Genomic DNA, 18,444 nt, shown 5'->3' with positions numbered 1-18,444 from the left:
CCGGACCCCGTAGAGAGCACAGACAGCACAACCGAACACCGCGGGTGCCGTACGTGATTCCACGTACGGCACCCGCGGTTTTTGTGTCTGTCGGCGGAGCTCAGCGCGTCAGCGGAGGGCGGGGGTCCCGCGGTGCGTCGTCCGGGTCGTCCCGTATGACCTCGCCCTGGACGACCTTGCCGTCCGGCTGGTGCATGCGGGCCTGACGGAAGGCGTCGCCCAGGGTGCCCGGTGCGGCCTCGCGGAGCTTGCGCTCCACCGTCCGCTCCGCGTAGCGGCTCACGGCCTTCTGGACCGGGGGCAGCAGCATGAGCAGGCCCAGCGCGTCCGAGACCAGGCCGGGGAGTATCAGCAGCAGCCCGCCCAGCATCATCAGGCCGTTGCCCTCGCTGTTCGGGCGGGCCTCGGGCAGGACGCCGGCCTGCTGCTGTTGCAGCGTCTCCGTCAGGTTCCGGAACGCCCGGCGGCCCGCACTCTTGATCACTACGGATCCCAGGACGATGCCGCCCACCAGCAACAGGAACACCACGAACCCGCTGGAGGCACCCGCGACCACGGTCAGCAGCCAGATCTCCAGCACGAGCCACGCGGCGATGCCCAGCGGCAGGAACGTGCGCAGCCTGGAGCGCGAGGGCCGGGCGGGGGACCTGGGGGTCTGAGCGCCAGTCGTCATACCCCCAGTGTGCCTGGCCCCGGCTCAGCGCGGCATAAGGGGACGATCAGGCGTTCTTGTCAGGCGCCTGTGCCGACTTGCCACCCGGTTCCGCCGGCTTCGCGGCAGCGGTGTCGGCCGGCTTCGCGGCAGTCGTGTCGGCCGGCTTCGCGGCAACCGTGTCGGCCGGCCTCCCGTCCGCGTCGTTCACCGGCTCGTCCGCCGAGGCTCCGGCGGGCGCGCCGGTCGGCCCACCCGCCGCCCCGTCGGGCTGCCTGTCCCGGCCCAGGACCTTGCCGACCCGCTCCCCCACACCCCACGTGGTGACCCGCCACAGCGCCTCCACGAGGATGTCGCGGCTCATCTTGGAGTCGCCGAGTTCCCGCTCGACGAACGTGATCGGCACCTCGACGACGTGGTAGCCCGCCTTGATCGCCCGGCGGGCGAGGTCGACCTGGAAGCAGTAGCCCTGCGAGGACACCTCGTCCAGGCCGAGCCCTTCCAGGGTCTCGCGGCGGAAGGCCCGGTAACCGCCCGTGATGTCGCGCAGCGGCAGGTCCAGCGCGAGGCGCGAGTACATGCTGCCCCCGCGGGAGATGAACTCGCGGGACTTGGGCCAGTTCACCACCCGGCCGCCGGGCACCCAGCGGGAGCCCAGCACCAGGTCGGCGCCCTTGAGGGCGGTCAGCAGGCGGGGCAGCTCCTCGGGCTGGTGGGAGCCGTCGGCGTCCATCTCGATCAGCACGCCGTAACCGTGCTCCAGGCCCCAGCGGAAGCCCGCGAGGTAGGCGGCACCCAGGCCCTCCTTGCCCTTGCGGTGCAGGACCTGGACATGGTCGTCCTCGGCGGCCAGCTCGTCGGCGAGCTTGCCCGTGCCGTCGGGGCTGTTGTCGTCGGCGACCAGAACGTGCGCCTCGGGGACCGCCTCACGCACGCGCGCGACGATCGCCTTGATGTTCTCCGCCTCGTTGTAGGTCGGAATGATCACCAAGGCCGTACCCAGGGGGCCGAACCGCCTCCCCTGCCCCGCTTCCGCGGGCGTCTCGTCGCCGTCGTTCACCGCTGCCCCTTCGTGTCCGTACGCAGAGGACCACCATAATGGCCGCGGCCTGCGGTGACGTGACGGGACGTCCGTACGGTGGTGTCGTTTCCCCAGGACCGGGGTAGGGATGGCCGATTAAAGCCGTTTGCACGGCGGATGGGGGCCCGGCGCCCTTCGGGCCGACCCGGGACCCGCCGGCTGCGGGTCGACCTAGGCCGTTGTCTACTGAGCGCCCGGGCCCCACCCGGGTCACACCTCCCGACCGGCCGGAACGTTCCCTCGTCGCGGCGCGAGCGCTGGGCCTGGCTCCCAGTGACGGTGCCCCGGTGCGGCACACCGCCCCTGACCCAGCGGCGCCGCGACGCGTACGCGGAAGATTCCCCGGTCGGGCGTCCGGTGGTGGACTCGGCCGAACCTACCGGCCCCCCGCCGTCGCCTGTCAACAGTCGTTCGACCTGCGGCTTCCGTGCCAAAGCCCAGGTCAGGGCCGAGGACGCGCAGGTCGTACCCGGGAGAAGATCATCGCCCCGTCGGCCGTGGAGATCACTCGCCCGGCCGTACGAAGACCGTGCGGCCGCCGACCACGGTGCGCAGGCAGACGGGCAGGTCCCGGCCCGGAGTCAGATCGGGCAGGCCGGGCGTGCCCGAGCGCGGGTCGGTCGACCAGCGTGCCACCCGGTCGTCGGGGGCCTGGACCACGAGCTCGCCGGTACGCCACACGGCGTAGTCGGCGGGCGCGCCCGGCACCAGGACGCCGGCGTCGTCGCGGCCGATCGCCCGCCAGCCGCCGCGCGTGTGCGCCGTGAACGCCGCGCGCACGGAGACGCGGTGCTCCGGCGTGCGGTGGAAGGCGGCGGCCCGGACGGTACCCCACGGGTCGAGGGGCGTGACCGGGCTGTCGGAGCCGAAGGCGAGCGGGACACCGGCGCGCAGCAGGGCCGCGTAGGGGTTCAGGGAGCGGGCCCGCCCGGCACCCAGGCGCTGGGCGTACATGCCGTCCTCGCCGCCCCACAACGCGTCGAAGGCGGGTTGCACGGAAGCGGTCAGGCCCAGTTCGGCGAAGGCCGCGACGGTCTCGGGGGTGAGCATCTCGGCGTGTTCGACGCGGTGGCGGGCGGCGCGGACGCGGGCGAGGCCGACCTTGTCGACGGCTGCGCGCACGCCCTCCACCACGGCGGTGACTGCGGCGTCGCCGATGGCGTGGAAGCCCGCCTGGAGGCCGGCCTCGGTGCAGGCCACGACGTGCGCGGCGACGGCGGCGGCGTCCAGATAGGCGGTGCCGGTGTGGTCGGCGTCGGCGTACGGCTGATGCAGGCAGGCGGTGTGCGAGCCGAGGGCGCCGTCCACGAAGAGGTCGCCGGCCGCGCCGATGGCGCCCAGCTCCCTCGCCTTGTCGGCGTCCTGTTCGGCCCAGTAGCCGATCACGCGCGGCCCGGCCTCCTCGGCCGCCAGCCGGAGCAGGCCGGTGAGATCGTCCTCGGAGGAGATCTCCGGCCCTGCGCACTCGTGAACGGTTCCGATGCCCAGCGAGACGGCGTGCGAGAGGGCGGCGCGCTGGGCCTCGGTGCGCTGGGCGGGGGCGACGGCCCCGAGGGCGGCAGCGCGTACGGCGTGGTGGGCGGCGGCGGTGAGCGGGCCGTCGACGCGGGTGACGCCAGCGGGGGCCAGGTCGAGCAGTACGGTGGTGACGACGGCCGAGTGAACGTCGATACGGCTGAGGTAGAGGGGGCGGCCGCCGGTGGCCGCGTCCAGTTCGGCGCGCGTCGGGGGCAGGCCGTCGGGCCAGCGGGAGGCGTCCCAGCCGTGGCCGAGGAGGACCCGGTCGTCCGGGCGCGCCGCGGCGAAGTCCCGTACGAGAGCGAGGGCCGCCTCGCGGGTGGGGGCACCGGAGAGGTCCAGGCCGGTGAGGGCGAGGCCGGTGGAGGTGGTGTGCACGTGTGCGTCGGTGAACGCCGGGGTGACCAGGGCGCCGTCCAGATCGATCACCTCGTCCACACCGTCCGCGAAGGCGTCCGCGGCGCCCTCGGAGCCGACCCAGGCGACCTGTCCGCGTTCGACGACCATGGCGGTCGCGAAGGGGTCGGCGGGACTGTGGACCTCGCCGCGGCGCAGCAGGACGGTCGTGGACGGGGTGGTGGGCTCACTCATGGACACCAGTCTCGCCCCTCACGCGGACGGCTTGGCACGCAGGTCGGCGCCGCGCGGGAGTCGGGGCGTCCTTCGACGGCCGGATCCGCGACGCCGGGGCCGCGGCCGCCGGTCAGATCCGCGGCGGCCGGGACTCGTAGGGCGTCGACAGCACCACGGTGGTCCGCGTGGAGACCCCGGCGAGGGAGCGCACCCGGGCGAGCAGTTCCTCCAGTTCGTGCGGGGTCGACACGCGCACCTTGAGGATGTAGTTCTCGTCGCCCGCCACGCTGTGGCAGGCCTCGATCTCGGGGACGCCGGCCAGGCGGTCCGCGATGTCGTCGGGGGCGCTGGGGTCGAACGGTTTCACCGAGATGAAGGCGGTGATCGGCAGTCCGACGGCCTCCGGGTCGACGACCGCGGCATAGCCGCGGACGACGCCACGCTGTTCCAGCCGCCGCACCCGCTGGTGCACGGCCGACGTGGACAGGCCCGTGGCCTTGCCCAGGTCTGTGTAGCTCATCCGCCCGTCCTTGACGAGCAGCTGCACGATCCGTCGGTCCAGCTCCTCCATGGCGCAAGAACCTACAGTGCGGTTGATCTCCTCGGATACCTGGGCAGCCCAGGTCATGCCCGGTTCGTGATGTGAGGGGGAGCCGGCCGGCGGTCCGGGCGGGGACAAATGCGCCGCACGGGGCACCTGCGAGCGGCATGTGACGAAGACCACACCTTCCGAACGGTCTCCGTGATCCTCTCGTGATTACCCCGGATTGGGGACGGGAAGTGCTTGCTGTGGTCGAGGCCGCAGTGCCGTCACGACCCAGCCCGAGGGGGAGAATCCCATGCAGAGTCTTAAGCGCCCTGGACGTACCACGCCCAAGCGGCAGCAGCCGGTCGTCGAGCCCGTATCGGAGGGCGTCGAACCCGACGCCTTCGACGACGAGGAACTCGACACCTACGACACCTTCGAGATGTACCGGGTGATCTGCCCGGACTGCGCGCAGCCCATCGCCCTGCTGGCGGACGAGGAGGTGCTGCCGGAACACGCGCTGTGCGCCTCGCCGTGGAACCCGTTCGGGCTCTCGGTCTGCGTCGGCACCGGCCGCCGGGCCACCGAGGCGCGTCCCGCGGACGAGTCGTTCCAGCCCCACGAGCAGGACACCGCCCTGCTGTTGACGCTCCCCCAGGGCCTCGACTGGCGGACCCAGCCCTTCTCCCACGTCGGCGGTCCGGGCTCGCGCCCGATGCGTGTGCCGACGATGCGGCGCGAAGCGGCCTGAGCCGCCCGGGCACTCGCCGTCCGGGGGACGCCGCCCGATTCCGCCGACCCGCCCGCGCCGTGGCCCGTGGCAGGCCGCCGTGGTGCGGGTCGGCGTGTTCCGGCACGTGCGGCCCGGTCGGGCCGATGGCCGGCGACGGTACGTCAGGTCCGTTCCGGCAGGCAACGGTGACTCGGCGGTGGGTACGCCCGCGAACTCACGCTCGATTCCGCGGGCCGGTGACCTGTCCGCGTTTGCCGCGTTGCCCGGGTATGACCCCCACGTACTCGGCGACCGACCGTCGGCGCCGCGTGTTCGTCCCGGTGCCGGCGGGACCGGTCCCGCCGGCACCGCAGGTCCCGGACCCGCCGATCTACCGTGAGCTGATGCGGGCCTGGGCCGCTCGCGGCCGCACCCTGCCGGGGCGCCACGACCCGGAGTGGGTCCGGCTCGCGGCGCCTCCGCGCGGGCTCGGGGACTTCTTCGCCACCGGGGACTTCTTCACCACCGGAGACCTGTTCGCCACGGGCGACGCCCGCGTCACCGGCGCCTTCAGCGTCCCTCTGGCCCCGCGAGGTGACGGGCGATGACCATCCGCTGGATCTGGTTGGTGCCCTCGACGATCTGCAGCACCTTGGCCTCGCGCATGTACCGCTCGGCCGGGAAGTCCGCGGTGTAGCCGTACCCGCCGAGGATCTGCACGGCGTCGGTGGTCACCCGCATCGCCGTGTCGGTGCAGTGCAGCTTGGCCATGGCGGCCTGCTTGGCGAAGGGCAGTCCCGCGTCGCGCAGCCGTGCCGCGGTCAGGTACAGCGCGCGGCCGGCCTCGATCTGGGTCGCCATGTCGGCGAGCATGAAGCGCAGCCCCTGGAAGTCGGCGATCGGTTTGCCGAACTGCCGCCGGTCGGCCGCGTAGGACACCGCTTGGTCCAGCGCCGCCTGGGCCACGCCGATCGCGCAGGCGGCGATACCGAGCCGTCCGGAGTCGAGCGCGGACAGGGCGATCGCGAAGCCCTGGCCCTCGTCCCCCAGGCGCCGGGTGTCGCAGACCCGTACGCCGTCGAGGTGGACCTGCGCGGTGGGCGAGCCCTTCAGCCCCATCTTCTTCTCGGGCACCGCGGCGCTCAGCCCCTCGGCGTCGCCGGGGACGAGGAAGGCGGTGATCCCGCGCGGCCCCTCCTCCCCCGTGCGTGCCATGACGGTGTAGAAGTCGGCGATGCCGCCGTGCGTGATCCACGCCTTGGTTCCGGTGAGCACCCAGTCGTCACCGTCCCGCACGGCCTTGGTGCGCAGCGAGGCGGCGTCCGAGCCGGAGGCGGGTTCGGAGAGGCAGTAGGCGCCGAGCAGGCCGCCGCCGAGCATCGCGGGCAGATGCTCGATCTGCTGCTCCTTGGTGCCGTAGGCGGCGAGCGCGTAGGAGGCGAGCGTGTGCACGCTGACGCCGAGACCGACGGTGAGCCGGGCCGCGGCGAGTTCTTCGAGGACCTGGAGGTAGACCTCGTACGGCTGCTCGCCGCCGCCGTACTCGGCGTCGTAGGGCAGGCCGAGCAGGCCGGAGTCGGAGAGCAGGGTGAAGACCGCGCGCGGGAAGCGTCCGACGTCCTCCTCCTCGGCCGCGCTCGGGGCGATCTCACGCTGCGCGATGTCGCGGACGAGCGAGATCAGGTCCCGTGCCTCGTCCGTGGGCAGTTGCCGGTCCACCGGCTGCGGGGCGCGGTCGGGCATGTCGACGCTCTCCTCCCTGTCGGGCACATCGGCGGTTGTGCGCCTTGGGTGGAGGCGGCTCCGCCGGGTCGTTCGGGCCTGGCCGATGCTCGCACTCCCGGGTCGCGGAAGCTGCTGACCAGCGGCTGTGCGCTGTGAGTATGCCCGATTGGAGGCATGGAGTCACCAGTTAACGACCGCTTACTTCAAGAAATGTTCGACCGCCGCGACAGGACCCGATCCGGCCCCCACGCCGGGAACATGGTCCGAACCATTGACCGCACTGGTCTAGTCCTCCTACGGTGACGGCCCGAGCGCCTTACCGCGTTCATGCCAATCGGCGCGCGTTTCCCTCTTCCCCCACGAGGAGACACCCGATGCACGTCCCGCACCTCCCCGGCGTCCGCCACCTCCGGACGCTCCTCTCCGCCCTGTGTTCCGTCGCCCTCGGCGCGGGACTGCTGGCCGGCGCGTCCACGGCCACGGCCGCTCCGGCGGCGCCCGCCGCGGCCGGTTCGCAGGCCGCGGCCGGTTCGAAGGTCGTCGGCTACTTCACCGAATGGGGCACCTACGACCGTAAGTACTACGTCAAGAACATCGAGACCTCCGGCTCGGCCGCCGAACTGACCCACATCAACTACGCGTTCGGCAACGTCACGGGCGGCAAGTGCGCCATGGGCGACGCCTACGCGGCGACCGATCGCGCGTACACCGCGGCCGAGTCCGTGGACGGGGTCGCCGACACCTGGGACCAGCCGCTGCGCGGCAACTTCAACCAGTTACTCAAGCTGAAGGAGAAGCACCCCGACCTCAAGATCATCTGGTCCTTCGGCGGCTGGACCTGGTCCGGCGGCTTCGCGGAGGCGGCGAAGGACCCGGCGGCGTTCGCCCGCTCCTGCCACGACCTGGTCGAGAACCCCAGGTGGGCTGACGTCTTCGACGGCATCGACATCGACTGGGAGTACCCGAACGCCTGCGGTCTGAGCTGCGACACCAGCGGACGGGACGCGTTCCCGAAGCTGATGAGCGCGCTGCGTGCCGAGTTCGGCCCGGACTACCTGGTCACCGCGGCGATCACGGCCGACGCGACGCCCGGCGGCAAGATCGACGCGGCCGACTACGCGGGCGCGGCCCAGTACGTCGACTGGTACAACCCGATGACGTACGACTTCTTCGGCGCCTGGGACGCCGCCGGTCCGACCGCCCCGCACTCGCCGCTGACCTCGTACTCCGGCATTCCGAAGGCCGGCTACCACACCTCGGCGACGATCGCGAAGCTCAGGGGCCTGGGCATCCCGGCGTCGAAGCTGCTGCTCGGCATCGGCTTCTACGGCCGGGGCTGGACCGGCGTCACCCAGTCCGCGCCCGGCGGCACCGCGACCGGCCCGGCGAAGGGGACGTACGAGAACGGCATCGAGGACTACAAGGTGCTCAAGTCCACGTGCCCGGCGACCGGCACGGTGGCCGGCACCGCGTACGCCAAGTGCGGGAACGACTGGTGGAGTTACGACACTCCGCGGACCATCGCCACCAAGATGGCGTACAAGAACCAGCAGGGTCTGGGCGGCACGTTCTTCTGGGAACTGAGCGGTGACACCGCGGACGGCGAACTGATCAGGGCGATCGACTGACCACGGCCACGGGGGCCCCCGGGCGGGGGCCGGCGCGGGCCTCCGCCCCCTCGTCCGTCAGCCGTCCCGGCGGGCGGGAGCCGGGGCCGGGTAGGCGGGGTCCAGCTCCTCGATGGCGCGCAGGGTTCCGCCGAGCGACTTCACCAGCAGGTCGCGCATGGTCTCGCGGGGCAGTTCGGGACGGCCGATCCAGTCGAGGGTGGCGCCCTCGACGCCGCACACCCAGGAGAGCAGCCCCATACGGGCCAGTTGTCCGATGTCGGAGCGGCCGTACGCCCCTTCGGCGATGGTGACGACTATCGCCTCGCGGACGCCGTCCCGGATGGCGTGCACCTCGGCGTCGAAACCGACTCCGCCGCTGACGATCGTGCGGTAGGCGGCCTGGTTCTGCTCGGCGTAGCGCAGATAGCCCTCGATGGTGCGGTGGACGCGGTCCACCTGGGGCAGTTCGGTGCCGCGCGCCGCGGTGGTGACCAGGTCGGCGACGGAGTCCTGGATGATCGCCAGGTAGTAGCCCCGCTTGGACTGGAAGTAGTAGTAGATCAGCCCTTTGGCGACATGCGCCTGGCGGGCGATGTCGTCCATCGAGAGCGCGTCGTACGACGTGTCGGCGAACAGCCTTCGCCCGATGGCGATGAGTTCGGCGCGGCGTGCCGCCGAGCGCTCCGTGCCGCGCGCCCGGGGACGGGCGTCGGCACGCTGTTGACTGATATTCAATTTCGACCCTGGTCTCCTACGGGCGGCGGGACATCCGCAGTATTGCAGGTCGGTTCGTGGGGCAGGTCACACGACGGTCACGTCACAGCAGGCCGAGCTGCACCACGAGCATCGCCATCACCACGACGAGGGTCCAGCCCATGACGTGCTCGAAGATCTTCGGGCCGTCGTCCTTGGGGCCGCCGGTGCGGACACGGGTGGCGGTGGCGGTGTGTGCGGTCATGGCTTCTCGCTGCTCTCGACGTTGGGTGGACTGCGCCCGGAGGCTCCCCTCGCGGTGACCCTGTCCACCTTGCCACCGTGAGCGGCTTTCGCGGCCGAGACCTCGGTCACAGCGACGACCCCCGGAGTGCTGCGGTTCCGGGGGCCGTCGTCACGGGCGGGCACGGGCGGGCACGGGCGGGGAGACAGCGGGTCAGCGCACGCCCACCGCCGCGAGGGCCCTGCGCTGGCGGGGGTTCGGATGGGCCGGGAAGTACAGGTAGCAGACGCCACCGGTGCCGGAGACGACCTTGCCGCTCGCGTTGTACCGCTTGGTCCTGAGCCAGATGTTCTCCCACTCGCGCCGTTTGTAGACACGGCGCACGGCCTCGTTGTCGTCCGAGGCGGGGTCGTTGGCGATCACGTCGCCGTCGGCGGTGAAGCCGATCACGGTCATCAGGTGCCCCGAGGTGCCGTAGCCGGCCCCGGTCAGCTCCTCCTCCAAAAAGGACTGGGACGTTATGGCCGGGATACCGGCCGCGATCAGCGTCTCCAGGTCGGTGAGGGAACCGAGGCGCGTGACCACGCCCTCAAGGCCCTTGAAGGTGGCCGCGTAGGCGGCGTTGAAGGGCCAGTTGCCGCAGCCCGCGTACTGGTAGTCGTACGTGTACCTGGCCGCGTGGCAGACCTGCGGGTCGGCGTACGAGGGATCGACCCAGGCGAGCTGCTCGTCGGTGAGCCGGCCGCCCCAGTACTCGATGATCATCTGCGAGGAGGTGGGGCTGCACCAGGCCTCGCCGCCGTTGTCGTACTCGGGGTACTGGCCCTTGTGGATCTCCTGCGAGTACCGCGGAACGCGCAGCTCCCGGGCGAGGCCCGGGGCGGAGGCCGGGACGGTGAAGCGGTCGGGGATGTCGGAGCCCATGGCACCGAGCCGCCAGACGGTGGGCGTCGCCCTCGCGCCGGGGCGGCGGTGGAGGGTGAGCCTGAGCCGGTAGGAGGCCAGGCGCAGGCCGGTGGAGGCGTCGTCGACGGCGAACGTGTCCGTCCACACGCTGCTCCTGCCGTCGCCCTGGTCGTCGACCGAGGTCCGCCGGATGTCCCGGTCTCCGTCGCCGGACGCCCAGCGGCCCATCACGTACCAGGGTGTGTCCGTGCCGTCGGAGTAGGTGCCCTTGAGTTCGACCTGGATCCAGGTGCCGCTCGGGGTGTGCGCGTTCCAGGAGGCGATGACCTCGGTCGAGGGCACGGCGAGCCGGTGCACGGGCGAGGTCCAGGTCGCGTACTCCCAGGCGGTGGTCCCGCCGGTGTGCGGGTCGGTGTAGTCGGTGGTGCCGGCCGGGGTGCCGATCACGACACCGGGCCGGGCGCCCGCGACGGCGCGCGCGCCCCGCGCGGTCCCGCTCCGCCAGTCGCGGAACGTGGTCCAGGCGCGGTGGTCGACCTGTCGGGCGGTGGCACGGTCGGGGTCCGCGCCGCCGGTGCCCGGGCCCGTGCCGGGCACGGCGTCGGCGGTGGCCGGGATCGCGCTGCCCGCCACGGCTGCGGCGACGGCTGCGGCCAAGACGGTTCTGCGGGACGGCTGTTCGGCTCTGCTCATGGGCGGAAGACCCCCAGGTGTCCGGGTCGGGCGGGTCCGTTGCACGGTTGTGCGCCAACTATGGCCGCAGGCGCCCACTCCTGCCAGCACCTCTGCGCCCGCCACGCCATGATTATTGGTATCGACCAGTGGCGTGGGCTCGGGGCCGAGGAGGAGTACGGCGGCGGGAGGGGGTGGGCCCGGCGTCACGGACCACGTGGCCGGCCCCGGCCCGTCGGATCGGCTGGGTGCGAACCGCGTGCGCGCGCCGGGGCGGGTTCGGTGGACGCGACCGGCGTCGGGCGTGACCGGTACCGGCCTTGGAGGCGTGGCCGGAGGCCGGATATGCCGGAGCCGGCGGGGAGACGCCACGCCGGTCGCGAGGCGCGACGCCCGCCGGGATACACACACCGGCCGCAAGACGCCACGCCGGCCGGGACACACCACCGGCCGCAAGACGCCACGCCGGCCGGGACACACCACCGGTCGCGGGGCGCCACGTCGGCCGGGAGACGCCACGCCGGCCGAGCGAGCGGGCGGGGAGGCGGGGAGGGCGGCGCCTCGCGAGGTGGCCGGGGTAGTCCGGGCGGCCGGGACTGCGGCGGACACGGTTAGAGTGCGGGCGAACGATGTCCGCCCCCTCGCGCCCGGGAACCGCCATCCACGACCTCGCAGCCCGGATCCACCGGCTTCCCCCCTCCTGCGGGCCCGTGCGTCTGGTCGGCGTCGACGGGTACGCCGGCTCCGGGAAGTCCACGTTCGCCGGACGGTTGGCCGCCGAGCTGGGCCGCGTGCCGGTACTGCACCTCGACGACATCGCCAGTCACGAGGAACTGTTCCACTGGACCGGGCGGCTGCTGAGCCAGGTGATCGAGCCCCTGCGACGCGGGGACACCGCGCACTACGCCCCCTACGACTGGCGGAGGCGGTCCTTCGGCGCGCCCCGCCCGCTGCCGCCGGCCCGCGTGGTCGTGGTGGAGGGCGTGGGGGCCGGCCGCGAGGCGCTGCGCCCGTACCTGGCCCACCTGCTCTGGATGGAGCTGCCGCGCGAGGAGGCGTGGGCCCGCGGGCGGGCGCGCGACGGAGCGGAGCAGCGGACGTTCTGGGACGATTGGATCCCGGCGGAGCGCCGACACTTCGCCGACGACCCTTCGCGCCCCTTCGCGCATCTTCTGGTACGGCAGAGGGAGAAGGGGTACGAGGTGGTTCCGGGACCTGCGGGAACCGCCTCACCGAGCCACTTCCTCACGCAGGGTGACGGACCGTCCGCAATGTGCTGAACTCGTGAAGATCACTGCCCGGCTGGCGCTCGGAGTGCCTCAACTCCGCTTGACCCGGGGACCGTACAGGTCTTACGTTCTGGATATGCGGCCACTCGGAGCCGCCCGCAGACGCGAAGCCCCCGGTTGTTCCCCCGTGACCGGGGGCTTCGTTCTGCCCTGAGCCCGGTTTCCTGCTGCTCGGCGGCGCGAATCGCTCACCCTCGGTCACCATTCCGTACGCTCCCCGTCCACTCCCACCTCGCGCAACGGCCTGCCCCGGCACCCTTCGGAGGAGGGACCGCCGCGGGTACGATGCCCTCGGTGCGACCTACGGGCGGTTGCCGCGCGCACCTTGCAACTCCGGTCCTCGGCGCAGCCGTTGGCCGAGGCGGTCGGCGGGCGACGGCTCGGCGGCATACCGACGGGGGCACGGTACGTGGGGGACGGGATGGACTTCGGCACGCAGGGCGCACAGGCCCCGGCCGACCTCGCCTGGCTGCGCGGCGTGGACGCCTACACCATGGGGGCGTATCCGCAGGCGGAGGAGGAGTTCCGGGTGGCGGTGCGCATCGATCCCACGATGGCCGACGGCTGGCTGGGACTGCACGCGCTGCGCGTCGACACCACCAACGCGCTGCTGCGGATGTTCCGGCACCGGGAGCGCTTCGGCGAGCAGCGCGCCCGCCACCGTCGCACGCTCAACTCCTGGTACTGGCTGGGCTGGTGGGTGCAGCCCGTGCTGGAGAGTTCCCGCGACCTGCTGCTGGCGCACGCCTCCCACTGGCTCGACGGCCGCCACGTCCCGGAACTGGACCGGGCTCTGGCCGGGCTGCCGCCCGTGGACACCGACCCCCAGGTGCGCTTCCTGCACGCCTGCCGCGCCTACCTCGTCAAGGACTGGGAACAGCTCGTCCGGCACACCGACCCACTGCTCGGCGACCCCCTTCTCGGCATCGAGGCCGGCCTGTTCAGCGGCATGGCCCGGGTGCGCCTGGAGATGTACGGACAGGCCGAGCCACTGCTGTCGGCGGCCCTCATGCGCTGCCGCAGCGAGCAGCCGCAGCGCAAGGAACTGCGCTACTGGCTGGCGCGGGCCCACGAGGGCACGGGCCGCAGCGCCGCGGCACTGCCCCTGTACCGGGCCGTGCACCGCGTCGACCCGGCCTTCATGGACACCTCGGCACGACTGGCCGCGATCGCCGAGAGCGACGGCTACGACGACTCCACCGATCTCGCGGGGCTCGCCCAGGCCGGTCTGGGACCGGAAGGCCTGGACGGTCTCGACCCCCTCTTCGGCACCGAGGAGCGCGACCTCAAGCTCTCCGTACCCGATCCCTCGCCGGCCGCCGCACCGCTCCCCTCGCTGAGCGGTCCGTCCGTGCGCGAGAAGGCCGACGGGCCGGACCCCTCCCTGCCCACCGGCCCCACCGACCCCGCCTTACTGGAGGAGGCGCTCGCGGAGCTGGAGCGCATGGTGGGGCTGGAGCCGGTGAAGCGCCAGGTCAAGGCCCTGTCCGCACAACTGAACATGGCGCGGCTGAGGGCCGGGCAGGGTCTGCCGGTCCAGCCGCCAAAGCGGCACTTCGTCTTCTCCGGCCCCTCCGGCACCGGCAAGACCACCGTGGCCCGCATCCTGGGCCGTGTCTTCTACGCCCTCGGCCTGCTCGGCGGCGACCACCTGGTGGAGGCGCAGCGGGCCGACCTGGTCGGCGAGTACCTCGGCCAGACCGCCGTGAAGGCGAACGAGCTGATCGACTCCGCGCTCGGCGGCGTCCTCTTCGTCGACGAGGCGTACTCCCTGTCCAACTCCGGCTACGGCAAGGGCGACGCGTACGGCGACGAGGCGCTGCAGGTGCTGCTGAAGCGGGCCGAGGACAACCGGGACCACCTGGTGGTGATCCTGGCCGGCTATCCGGAGGGCATGGACCGGCTGCTGACCGCCAACCCCGGACTGTCCTCCCGCTTCACGACGCGGGTCGACTTCCCGTCGTACCGGCCGCTGGAGCTCACCTCGATCGGCGAGGTGCTCGCGGCCGAGAACGGGGACGTGTGGGACGAGGAGGCACTGGACGAGCTGCGGTCGATCGCCGGGCACGTGGTGGACCAGGGGTGGATCGACGAGTTGGGTAACGGGCGGTTTCTGCGGACGCTGTACGAGAAGAGCTGTGCCTATCGGGATCTGCGGTTGTCCGTGTATCCGGGGACGCTGACCCGGGATGATCTGGCGACACTGCGGTTGCCGGATCTGATGCAGGCGTACGGAGAGGTGCTGTCGGGCCGGGGGCCGCAGGATCCGTCGGCCTTGTGAGAAGCGGCTCGGCGCCTACGTCGCCAGCGTCACCTCCCGGTGGGCCGGATCCCGTACCTCCCCGACCAGCAGCTCGAGTACGTCCTCCAGCGCGACCAGACCCAGTACCTTCCCCGACGCGTCCGTCACCTGGGCCAGGTGGGTCGCCGCGCGGCGCATCACGGTGAGGGCGTCGTCGAGGGGCAGTTCGGGACGGAGTGTGGTCATCGGGCGCCAGAGGTGCTGTGGGACGGCCCGGCCGGAGTCGTCGGAGTCCATGACCAGGTCGAGGACGTCCTTGACGTGGAGGTAGCCCATGAAGGCGCCCGCCTCCGCCGCGACCGGGAAGCGCGAGTAGCCGGTGCGGGCGGTGAGGTCGACGATCCCTGCCGGTGTGACGGACGGGCTGACCGTGATCAGGGACTCGCGTGCGAGGAGCACGTCGGTGACCGGGCGGGAGCCCAGTTCCAGGGCGTCCTCCAGGCGTTCCTGCTCCTCCGGGTCGAGCAGACCCGCCTGGCCGGCGTCCTCCACCAGCCGGTTGAGCTGCTCGCTGGTGAAGACGGCCTCCACCTCGTCCTTGGGCTCGACGTGGAAAAGCCGCAGGATGCCCCGTGCGCAGGCGCCGAGCGCGGCGGTGACCGGCCGGCAGAGGCGGGCGAAGGCGACCAGGCCGGGGCTCAGCCACAGCGCGGCTTTCTCCGGGGCGGCCATCGCGAGGTTCTTCGGGACCATCTCGCCGATGACGAGGTGGCAGAAGACCACGGCGGCCAGCGCGATGACGTAGCCGAGCGGGTGGATCACGCCGTGCGGCAGGTGGATCCACTCGAAGACCGGCTCCAGCAGATGGGCGACCGTCGGTTCGGCGACCGCGCCGAGGGTGAGGGAGCAGACCGTGATGCCGAACTGGGCCGCGGCCATCATCTGCGGCAGCCGCTCCAGGCCGTACAGGACCTGGCGGGCCCGTGCGGTGCGGAGCGGTTCGATCTGGCTGCGGCGGACGGAGACGAGGGCGAACTCGGCACCGACGAAGAAGCCGTTGGCGAGCACGAGCAGCGCGGCGAAGAGGAGTTGCAGGACGCTCATCGGGCTGCCTCCGGCACGGTGACCGGCGCCGTCCGCACCAGTCGTATGCGTTCGGCGCGGTAGTGGCCGACCTGGCGGACGGAGAGGCGCCAGCCGGGGAGTTCCGCCCGGTCGCCGACGGCCGGGATACGGCCGAGCAGGTCGGCGACGAGACCGGCCACGGTCTCGTAGGGTCCCTCGGGCGCGTCGAGGCCGACGCGCCGCAGCGCGTCGACGCGGCAACTGCCGTCGACGTCCCAGGCGGGCCGGCCGTCCTCGGGCGGGGCGGGGGCGAGTTCGGGGAGGTCCAGGCCGTCGTGCTCGTCGCGGACCTCGCCGACGAGCTCCTCGACGATGTCCTCCAGGGTGACGACGCCGGCCGTGCCGCCGTACTCGTCGACGACGACCGCGATGGGCTGCTCGCTGCGCAGGCGGGTGAGCAGGGGCCTGACGGGCAGGGTCTCGGGGACCAGCAGCGCCGGGCGGGCGATACGGCCGGCGGGGGTGCGCAGCCGGTCGTGCGCGGGGACCGCGAGGGCGTCCTTGAGGTGGACCATGCCGACGATCTCGTCGATCTTCTCCCGGTAGACGGGGAAGCGGGACAGGCCGGTGGCGCGGGTCAGGTTGACCACGTCCTCTGCGGTGGCCGAGGAGTGCAGGGCACTGACCTTCACGCGCGGGGTCATGACGTGCTGCGCGGTCAGCTCGCCCAGCGACAGGGTCCGGACGAAGAGGTCGGCGGTGTCCTGTTCCAGGGCACCGGCCCGGGCCGAGTGCCGGGCCAGGGAGACCAGTTCGCCGGGGGTGCGGGCGGAGGCCAGCTCCTCGGTGGGTTCGATGCCCAGGGCGCGGACCAGGCGGTTGGCCACGGCGTTCAGCGCGGCGATCACCGGGTGGAAGAGCCGGGCGAAGGCGTGCTGCGGGCCCGCGACGAAGCGCGCGACCTGGAGCGGCTTGGACACCGCCCAGTTCTTGGGCACCAGTTCGCCGATCACCATCTGCACCGCGGAGGCCAGCAGCATGCCGACGACGACACAGACGCCGGGGACGGCGCCGTCGGGGAGGCCGGTCGCGGTGAAGGGGCCGTCCAGCAGTTGGGCGAGCGCCGGTTCGGCGAGCATGCCGACGACGAGGGAGGTGATGGTGATGCCGAGCTGGGTGCCGGAGAGCTGGAAGGACAGCTCCTTGAGGGACTCGACGACCCGGCGGGCACGTCGGTCACCGCCGGCGGCGGCCTGCTCGGCGTCGGCGCGTTCGACGGTCACCAGGCCGAACTCGGCTGCGACGAAGAAGCCGTTGGCGAGGATCAGCAGGAACGCGGCGGTCAGGAGCAGCAGGGGGGTGGTCATGATGCCGCCGCCTGTGGGAAGTCACAGCAGGGAGCGGCGCAGGTACTGCAGGACGATCCGTCCATCGCCGGAGGGAGTCACTCCTCGGTCAGCAGGAACCCCCGCGCACCGGGCGGAGCGACAGGGGTGAGGACGCGACGGCCGCGTCGTCGTTCCCAGATTAATCACGAAAAGGGTGCCCGCGGCAGGGGCGCCGCTGCCGCGTCAGCCGCGGGGAGCCTCGGGGGCGGCGGCGGAACGGGCCTCGACGAGTGCGCGCAGAGCACGCGCGTCCTGGACGGCGCGCTGCCGGGCGATACCGGGCTGGATACCGAGCGCGGGCAGGCTGGTGCCGTCACTGAGGTCGAGGAAGGCCCAGGGATCGCCGTTGCGGAGGTTGACCCGGATGATCTCGGCCCAGGCGAGGCGCCGCTTGGCGGTGAGGTTGACGACGGTGACGCCCGCCTCGTCGGCGGTGACCCGGGGCCGGGCCAGCAGGAGCAGGACCCCGGCGAGGAGGAGGGCCGTCAGCGCGAAGCTGAGGCGCTCCCCCGTGCCGAGCCCGTCCAGCAGCATTCCGATCGCCGTGATGGTCGCGAACGTGCCGACGGCGAGGACGGTCAGGACCGCACGGGTGCGCCCCGGCCGGAAGGTCACCGGCAGTGCGGGCGGGTCCGGCGTGGCGGGAGGCGTGGTGTCGGGCATGGCGTCGCTCCGGGTCGCGCTCAGAGACGGCAGGCGTGGATGGCCGTGGTCAGGATGGCCCGGGCACCGATCTCGTAGAGGTCGTCCATGATCCGCTGGGCGTCCTTGGCCGGGACCATCGCGCGGACGGCGACCCAGCCCTCGTTGTGCAGCGGGGAGACGGTCGGGGACTCCAGGCCGGGGGTGAGTGCCACGGCCTTCTCCAACTGCTCCACACGGCAGTCGTAGTCCATCATCACGTACGTCCGGGCCACCAGGACGCCCTGGAGGCGGCGCAGGAACTGCTGCACCTTGGGTTCGGTGGTCTCGTCGGGCTCCGCGCCGGAGCGGCGGATCACGATGGCCTCGGACGTCATGATGGGGTCGCCGAAGACCTCCAGGCCCGCGTTGCGCAGCGAGGTCCCGGTCTCGACGACGTCCGCGATGACCTCGGCGACACCGAGTTCGATGGCGGTCTCGACGGCTCCGTCGAGGTGGACGACGGAGGCGTCGACGCCCTGGTCCGCCAGGTGCGCGGCGACGATGCCCTCGTAGGAGGTGGCGACGGTCCGGCCCTTGAGGTCCTCGACGCCGCTCGCGGTGCCCGGCTTGCCGGCGAAGCGGAAGGTGGAGCGGGCGAAGCCGAGCGGGAGGATCTCCTCGGCGTCGGCGCCGGAGTCGATCAGCAGGTCCCGGCCGGTGATGCCGATGTCGAGCTTGCCGGAGGAGACGTAGATCGCGATGTCGCGGGGGCGGAGGTAGAAGAACTCGACCTCGTTCGTCGGGTCGACGATCCGCAGTTCTTTGGACTCGCGGCGCTGCTGGTAGCCGGCCTCATGCAGCATCTCCCCCGCGGGGCCTGACAGGGAACCCTTGTTGGGGACGGCGATGCGCAGCATGAGGTCG

General features: G+C 72.3%; 17 protein-coding genes. 5 read left to right on the top strand and 12 right to left on the bottom strand.

All coding sequences use genetic code 11. The features are described from left to right. Positions 1–100 precede the first annotated feature (100 nt). From fxsA to B1H29_RS30430, 4 genes are all read right to left on the bottom strand, one after another. Positions 101–673: an FxsA family membrane protein gene (gene fxsA, locus B1H29_RS30445; RefSeq protein WP_055415871.1), complete on the bottom strand. Its 573-nt coding sequence runs from the start codon at positions 671–673 to the stop codon at positions 101–103. A gap of 46 nt (positions 674–719) precedes the next feature. Continuing rightward, positions 720–1,712 carry a polyprenol monophosphomannose synthase gene (locus B1H29_RS30440; RefSeq protein WP_234392931.1) on the bottom strand — a complete coding sequence of 331 codons (993 nt, stop codon included), beginning with the start codon at positions 1,710–1,712 and terminating at the stop codon, positions 720–722. A 525-nt stretch (positions 1,713–2,237) separates the two neighbouring features. Next, positions 2,238–3,842 (bottom strand): amidohydrolase, encoded by a 1,605-nt coding sequence (locus B1H29_RS30435; protein ID WP_055415872.1) that lies wholly within the window; start codon positions 3,840–3,842, stop codon positions 2,238–2,240. Positions 3,843–3,954: 112 nt separating this feature from the next. Then, entirely contained in the window at positions 3,955–4,395 is a 441-nt protein-coding gene (locus tag B1H29_RS30430; protein WP_055415873.1) for an Lrp/AsnC family transcriptional regulator, read from the bottom strand. Positions 4,396–4,663: 268 nt separating this feature from the next. Here B1H29_RS30430 and B1H29_RS30425 point away from each other — a divergent pair, with 268 nt between their 5' ends. After that, positions 4,664–5,101, top strand: a complete 438-nt coding sequence (locus B1H29_RS30425; RefSeq protein ID WP_055415874.1) for a hypothetical protein — start codon at positions 4,664–4,666, stop codon at positions 5,099–5,101. A 251-nt stretch (positions 5,102–5,352) separates the two neighbouring features. Then, positions 5,353–5,670, top strand: a complete 318-nt coding sequence (locus tag B1H29_RS30420; protein WP_055415875.1) for a hypothetical protein — start codon at positions 5,353–5,355, stop codon at positions 5,668–5,670. On the opposite strand, the gene B1H29_RS30415 is transcribed toward B1H29_RS30420, so the two are convergent. Continuing rightward, a complete protein-coding gene (locus B1H29_RS30415; protein WP_055415876.1) occupies positions 5,633–6,805 on the bottom strand; it encodes an acyl-CoA dehydrogenase family protein in 1,173 nt (390 codons plus the stop codon). The genes B1H29_RS30420 and B1H29_RS30415 overlap by 38 nt on opposite strands. A gap of 356 nt (positions 6,806–7,161) precedes the next feature. On the opposite strand from B1H29_RS30415, the gene B1H29_RS30410 reads away from it, so the two are divergent. Further along, the gene (locus B1H29_RS30410) at positions 7,162–8,415 is read left to right on the top strand and encodes a glycoside hydrolase family 18 protein (RefSeq protein WP_055415877.1); all 1,254 of its coding nucleotides are present in this window, start codon (positions 7,162–7,164) and stop codon (positions 8,413–8,415) included. Positions 8,416–8,472: 57 nt separating this feature from the next. On the opposite strand, the gene B1H29_RS30405 is transcribed toward B1H29_RS30410, so the two are convergent. The 3 genes from B1H29_RS30405 to B1H29_RS30400 form a co-directional block, all read right to left on the bottom strand. Further along, the gene (locus B1H29_RS30405) at positions 8,473–9,132 is read right to left on the bottom strand and encodes a TetR/AcrR family transcriptional regulator (protein WP_055415878.1); all 660 of its coding nucleotides are present in this window, start codon (positions 9,130–9,132) and stop codon (positions 8,473–8,475) included. Between the two features lie 82 nt (positions 9,133–9,214). Next, a complete protein-coding gene (locus B1H29_RS37700; protein WP_107095205.1) occupies positions 9,215–9,355 on the bottom strand; it encodes an SCO1431 family membrane protein in 141 nt (46 codons plus the stop codon). Between the two features lie 192 nt (positions 9,356–9,547). Continuing rightward, positions 9,548–10,933 (bottom strand): peptidase C39 family protein, encoded by a 1,386-nt coding sequence (locus B1H29_RS30400; protein WP_055415879.1) that lies wholly within the window; start codon positions 10,931–10,933, stop codon positions 9,548–9,550. Between the two features lie 608 nt (positions 10,934–11,541). Here B1H29_RS30400 and B1H29_RS30395 point away from each other — a divergent pair. Then, complete coding sequence (locus B1H29_RS30395; protein WP_055415880.1) at positions 11,542–12,192, top strand: uridine kinase family protein; 651 nt, start codon at positions 11,542–11,544, stop codon at positions 12,190–12,192. Positions 12,193–12,622: 430 nt separating this feature from the next. Then, on the top strand, positions 12,623–14,482 hold the full coding sequence (locus B1H29_RS30390) for an AAA family ATPase (RefSeq protein ID WP_055415881.1): 1,860 nt from the start codon (positions 12,623–12,625) through the stop codon (positions 14,480–14,482). 15 nt (positions 14,483–14,497) lie between these two features. On the opposite strand, the gene B1H29_RS30385 is transcribed toward B1H29_RS30390, so the two are convergent. The 4 genes from B1H29_RS30385 to hisG form a co-directional block, all read right to left on the bottom strand. Beyond that, positions 14,498–15,547, bottom strand: coding sequence for a hemolysin family protein (locus B1H29_RS30385; protein WP_055415882.1), 1,050 nt, complete (start codon positions 15,545–15,547; stop codon positions 14,498–14,500). Continuing rightward, on the bottom strand, positions 15,544–16,875 hold the full coding sequence (locus B1H29_RS30380) for a hemolysin family protein (RefSeq protein WP_055415883.1): 1,332 nt from the start codon (positions 16,873–16,875) through the stop codon (positions 15,544–15,546). Before B1H29_RS30380 ends, B1H29_RS30385 begins: the two co-directional genes overlap by 4 nt. Before the next feature lie 204 nt (positions 16,876–17,079). Then, positions 17,080–17,559, bottom strand: a complete 480-nt coding sequence (locus B1H29_RS30375; protein WP_055415884.1) for a PH domain-containing protein — start codon at positions 17,557–17,559, stop codon at positions 17,080–17,082. Between the two features lie 20 nt (positions 17,560–17,579). Beyond that, a complete protein-coding gene (gene hisG, locus B1H29_RS30370; RefSeq protein ID WP_055415885.1) occupies positions 17,580–18,437 on the bottom strand; it encodes an ATP phosphoribosyltransferase in 858 nt (285 codons plus the stop codon). Positions 18,438–18,444: the final 7 nt, after the last annotated feature.

It is taken from the genome of Streptomyces pactum (genome assembly GCF_002005225.1).
GTDB classification, from domain to species: Bacteria; Actinomycetota; Actinomycetes; order Streptomycetales; family Streptomycetaceae; genus Streptomyces; species Streptomyces pactum_A.
This window is presented reverse-complemented; position numbering and strand designations above follow the sequence as displayed.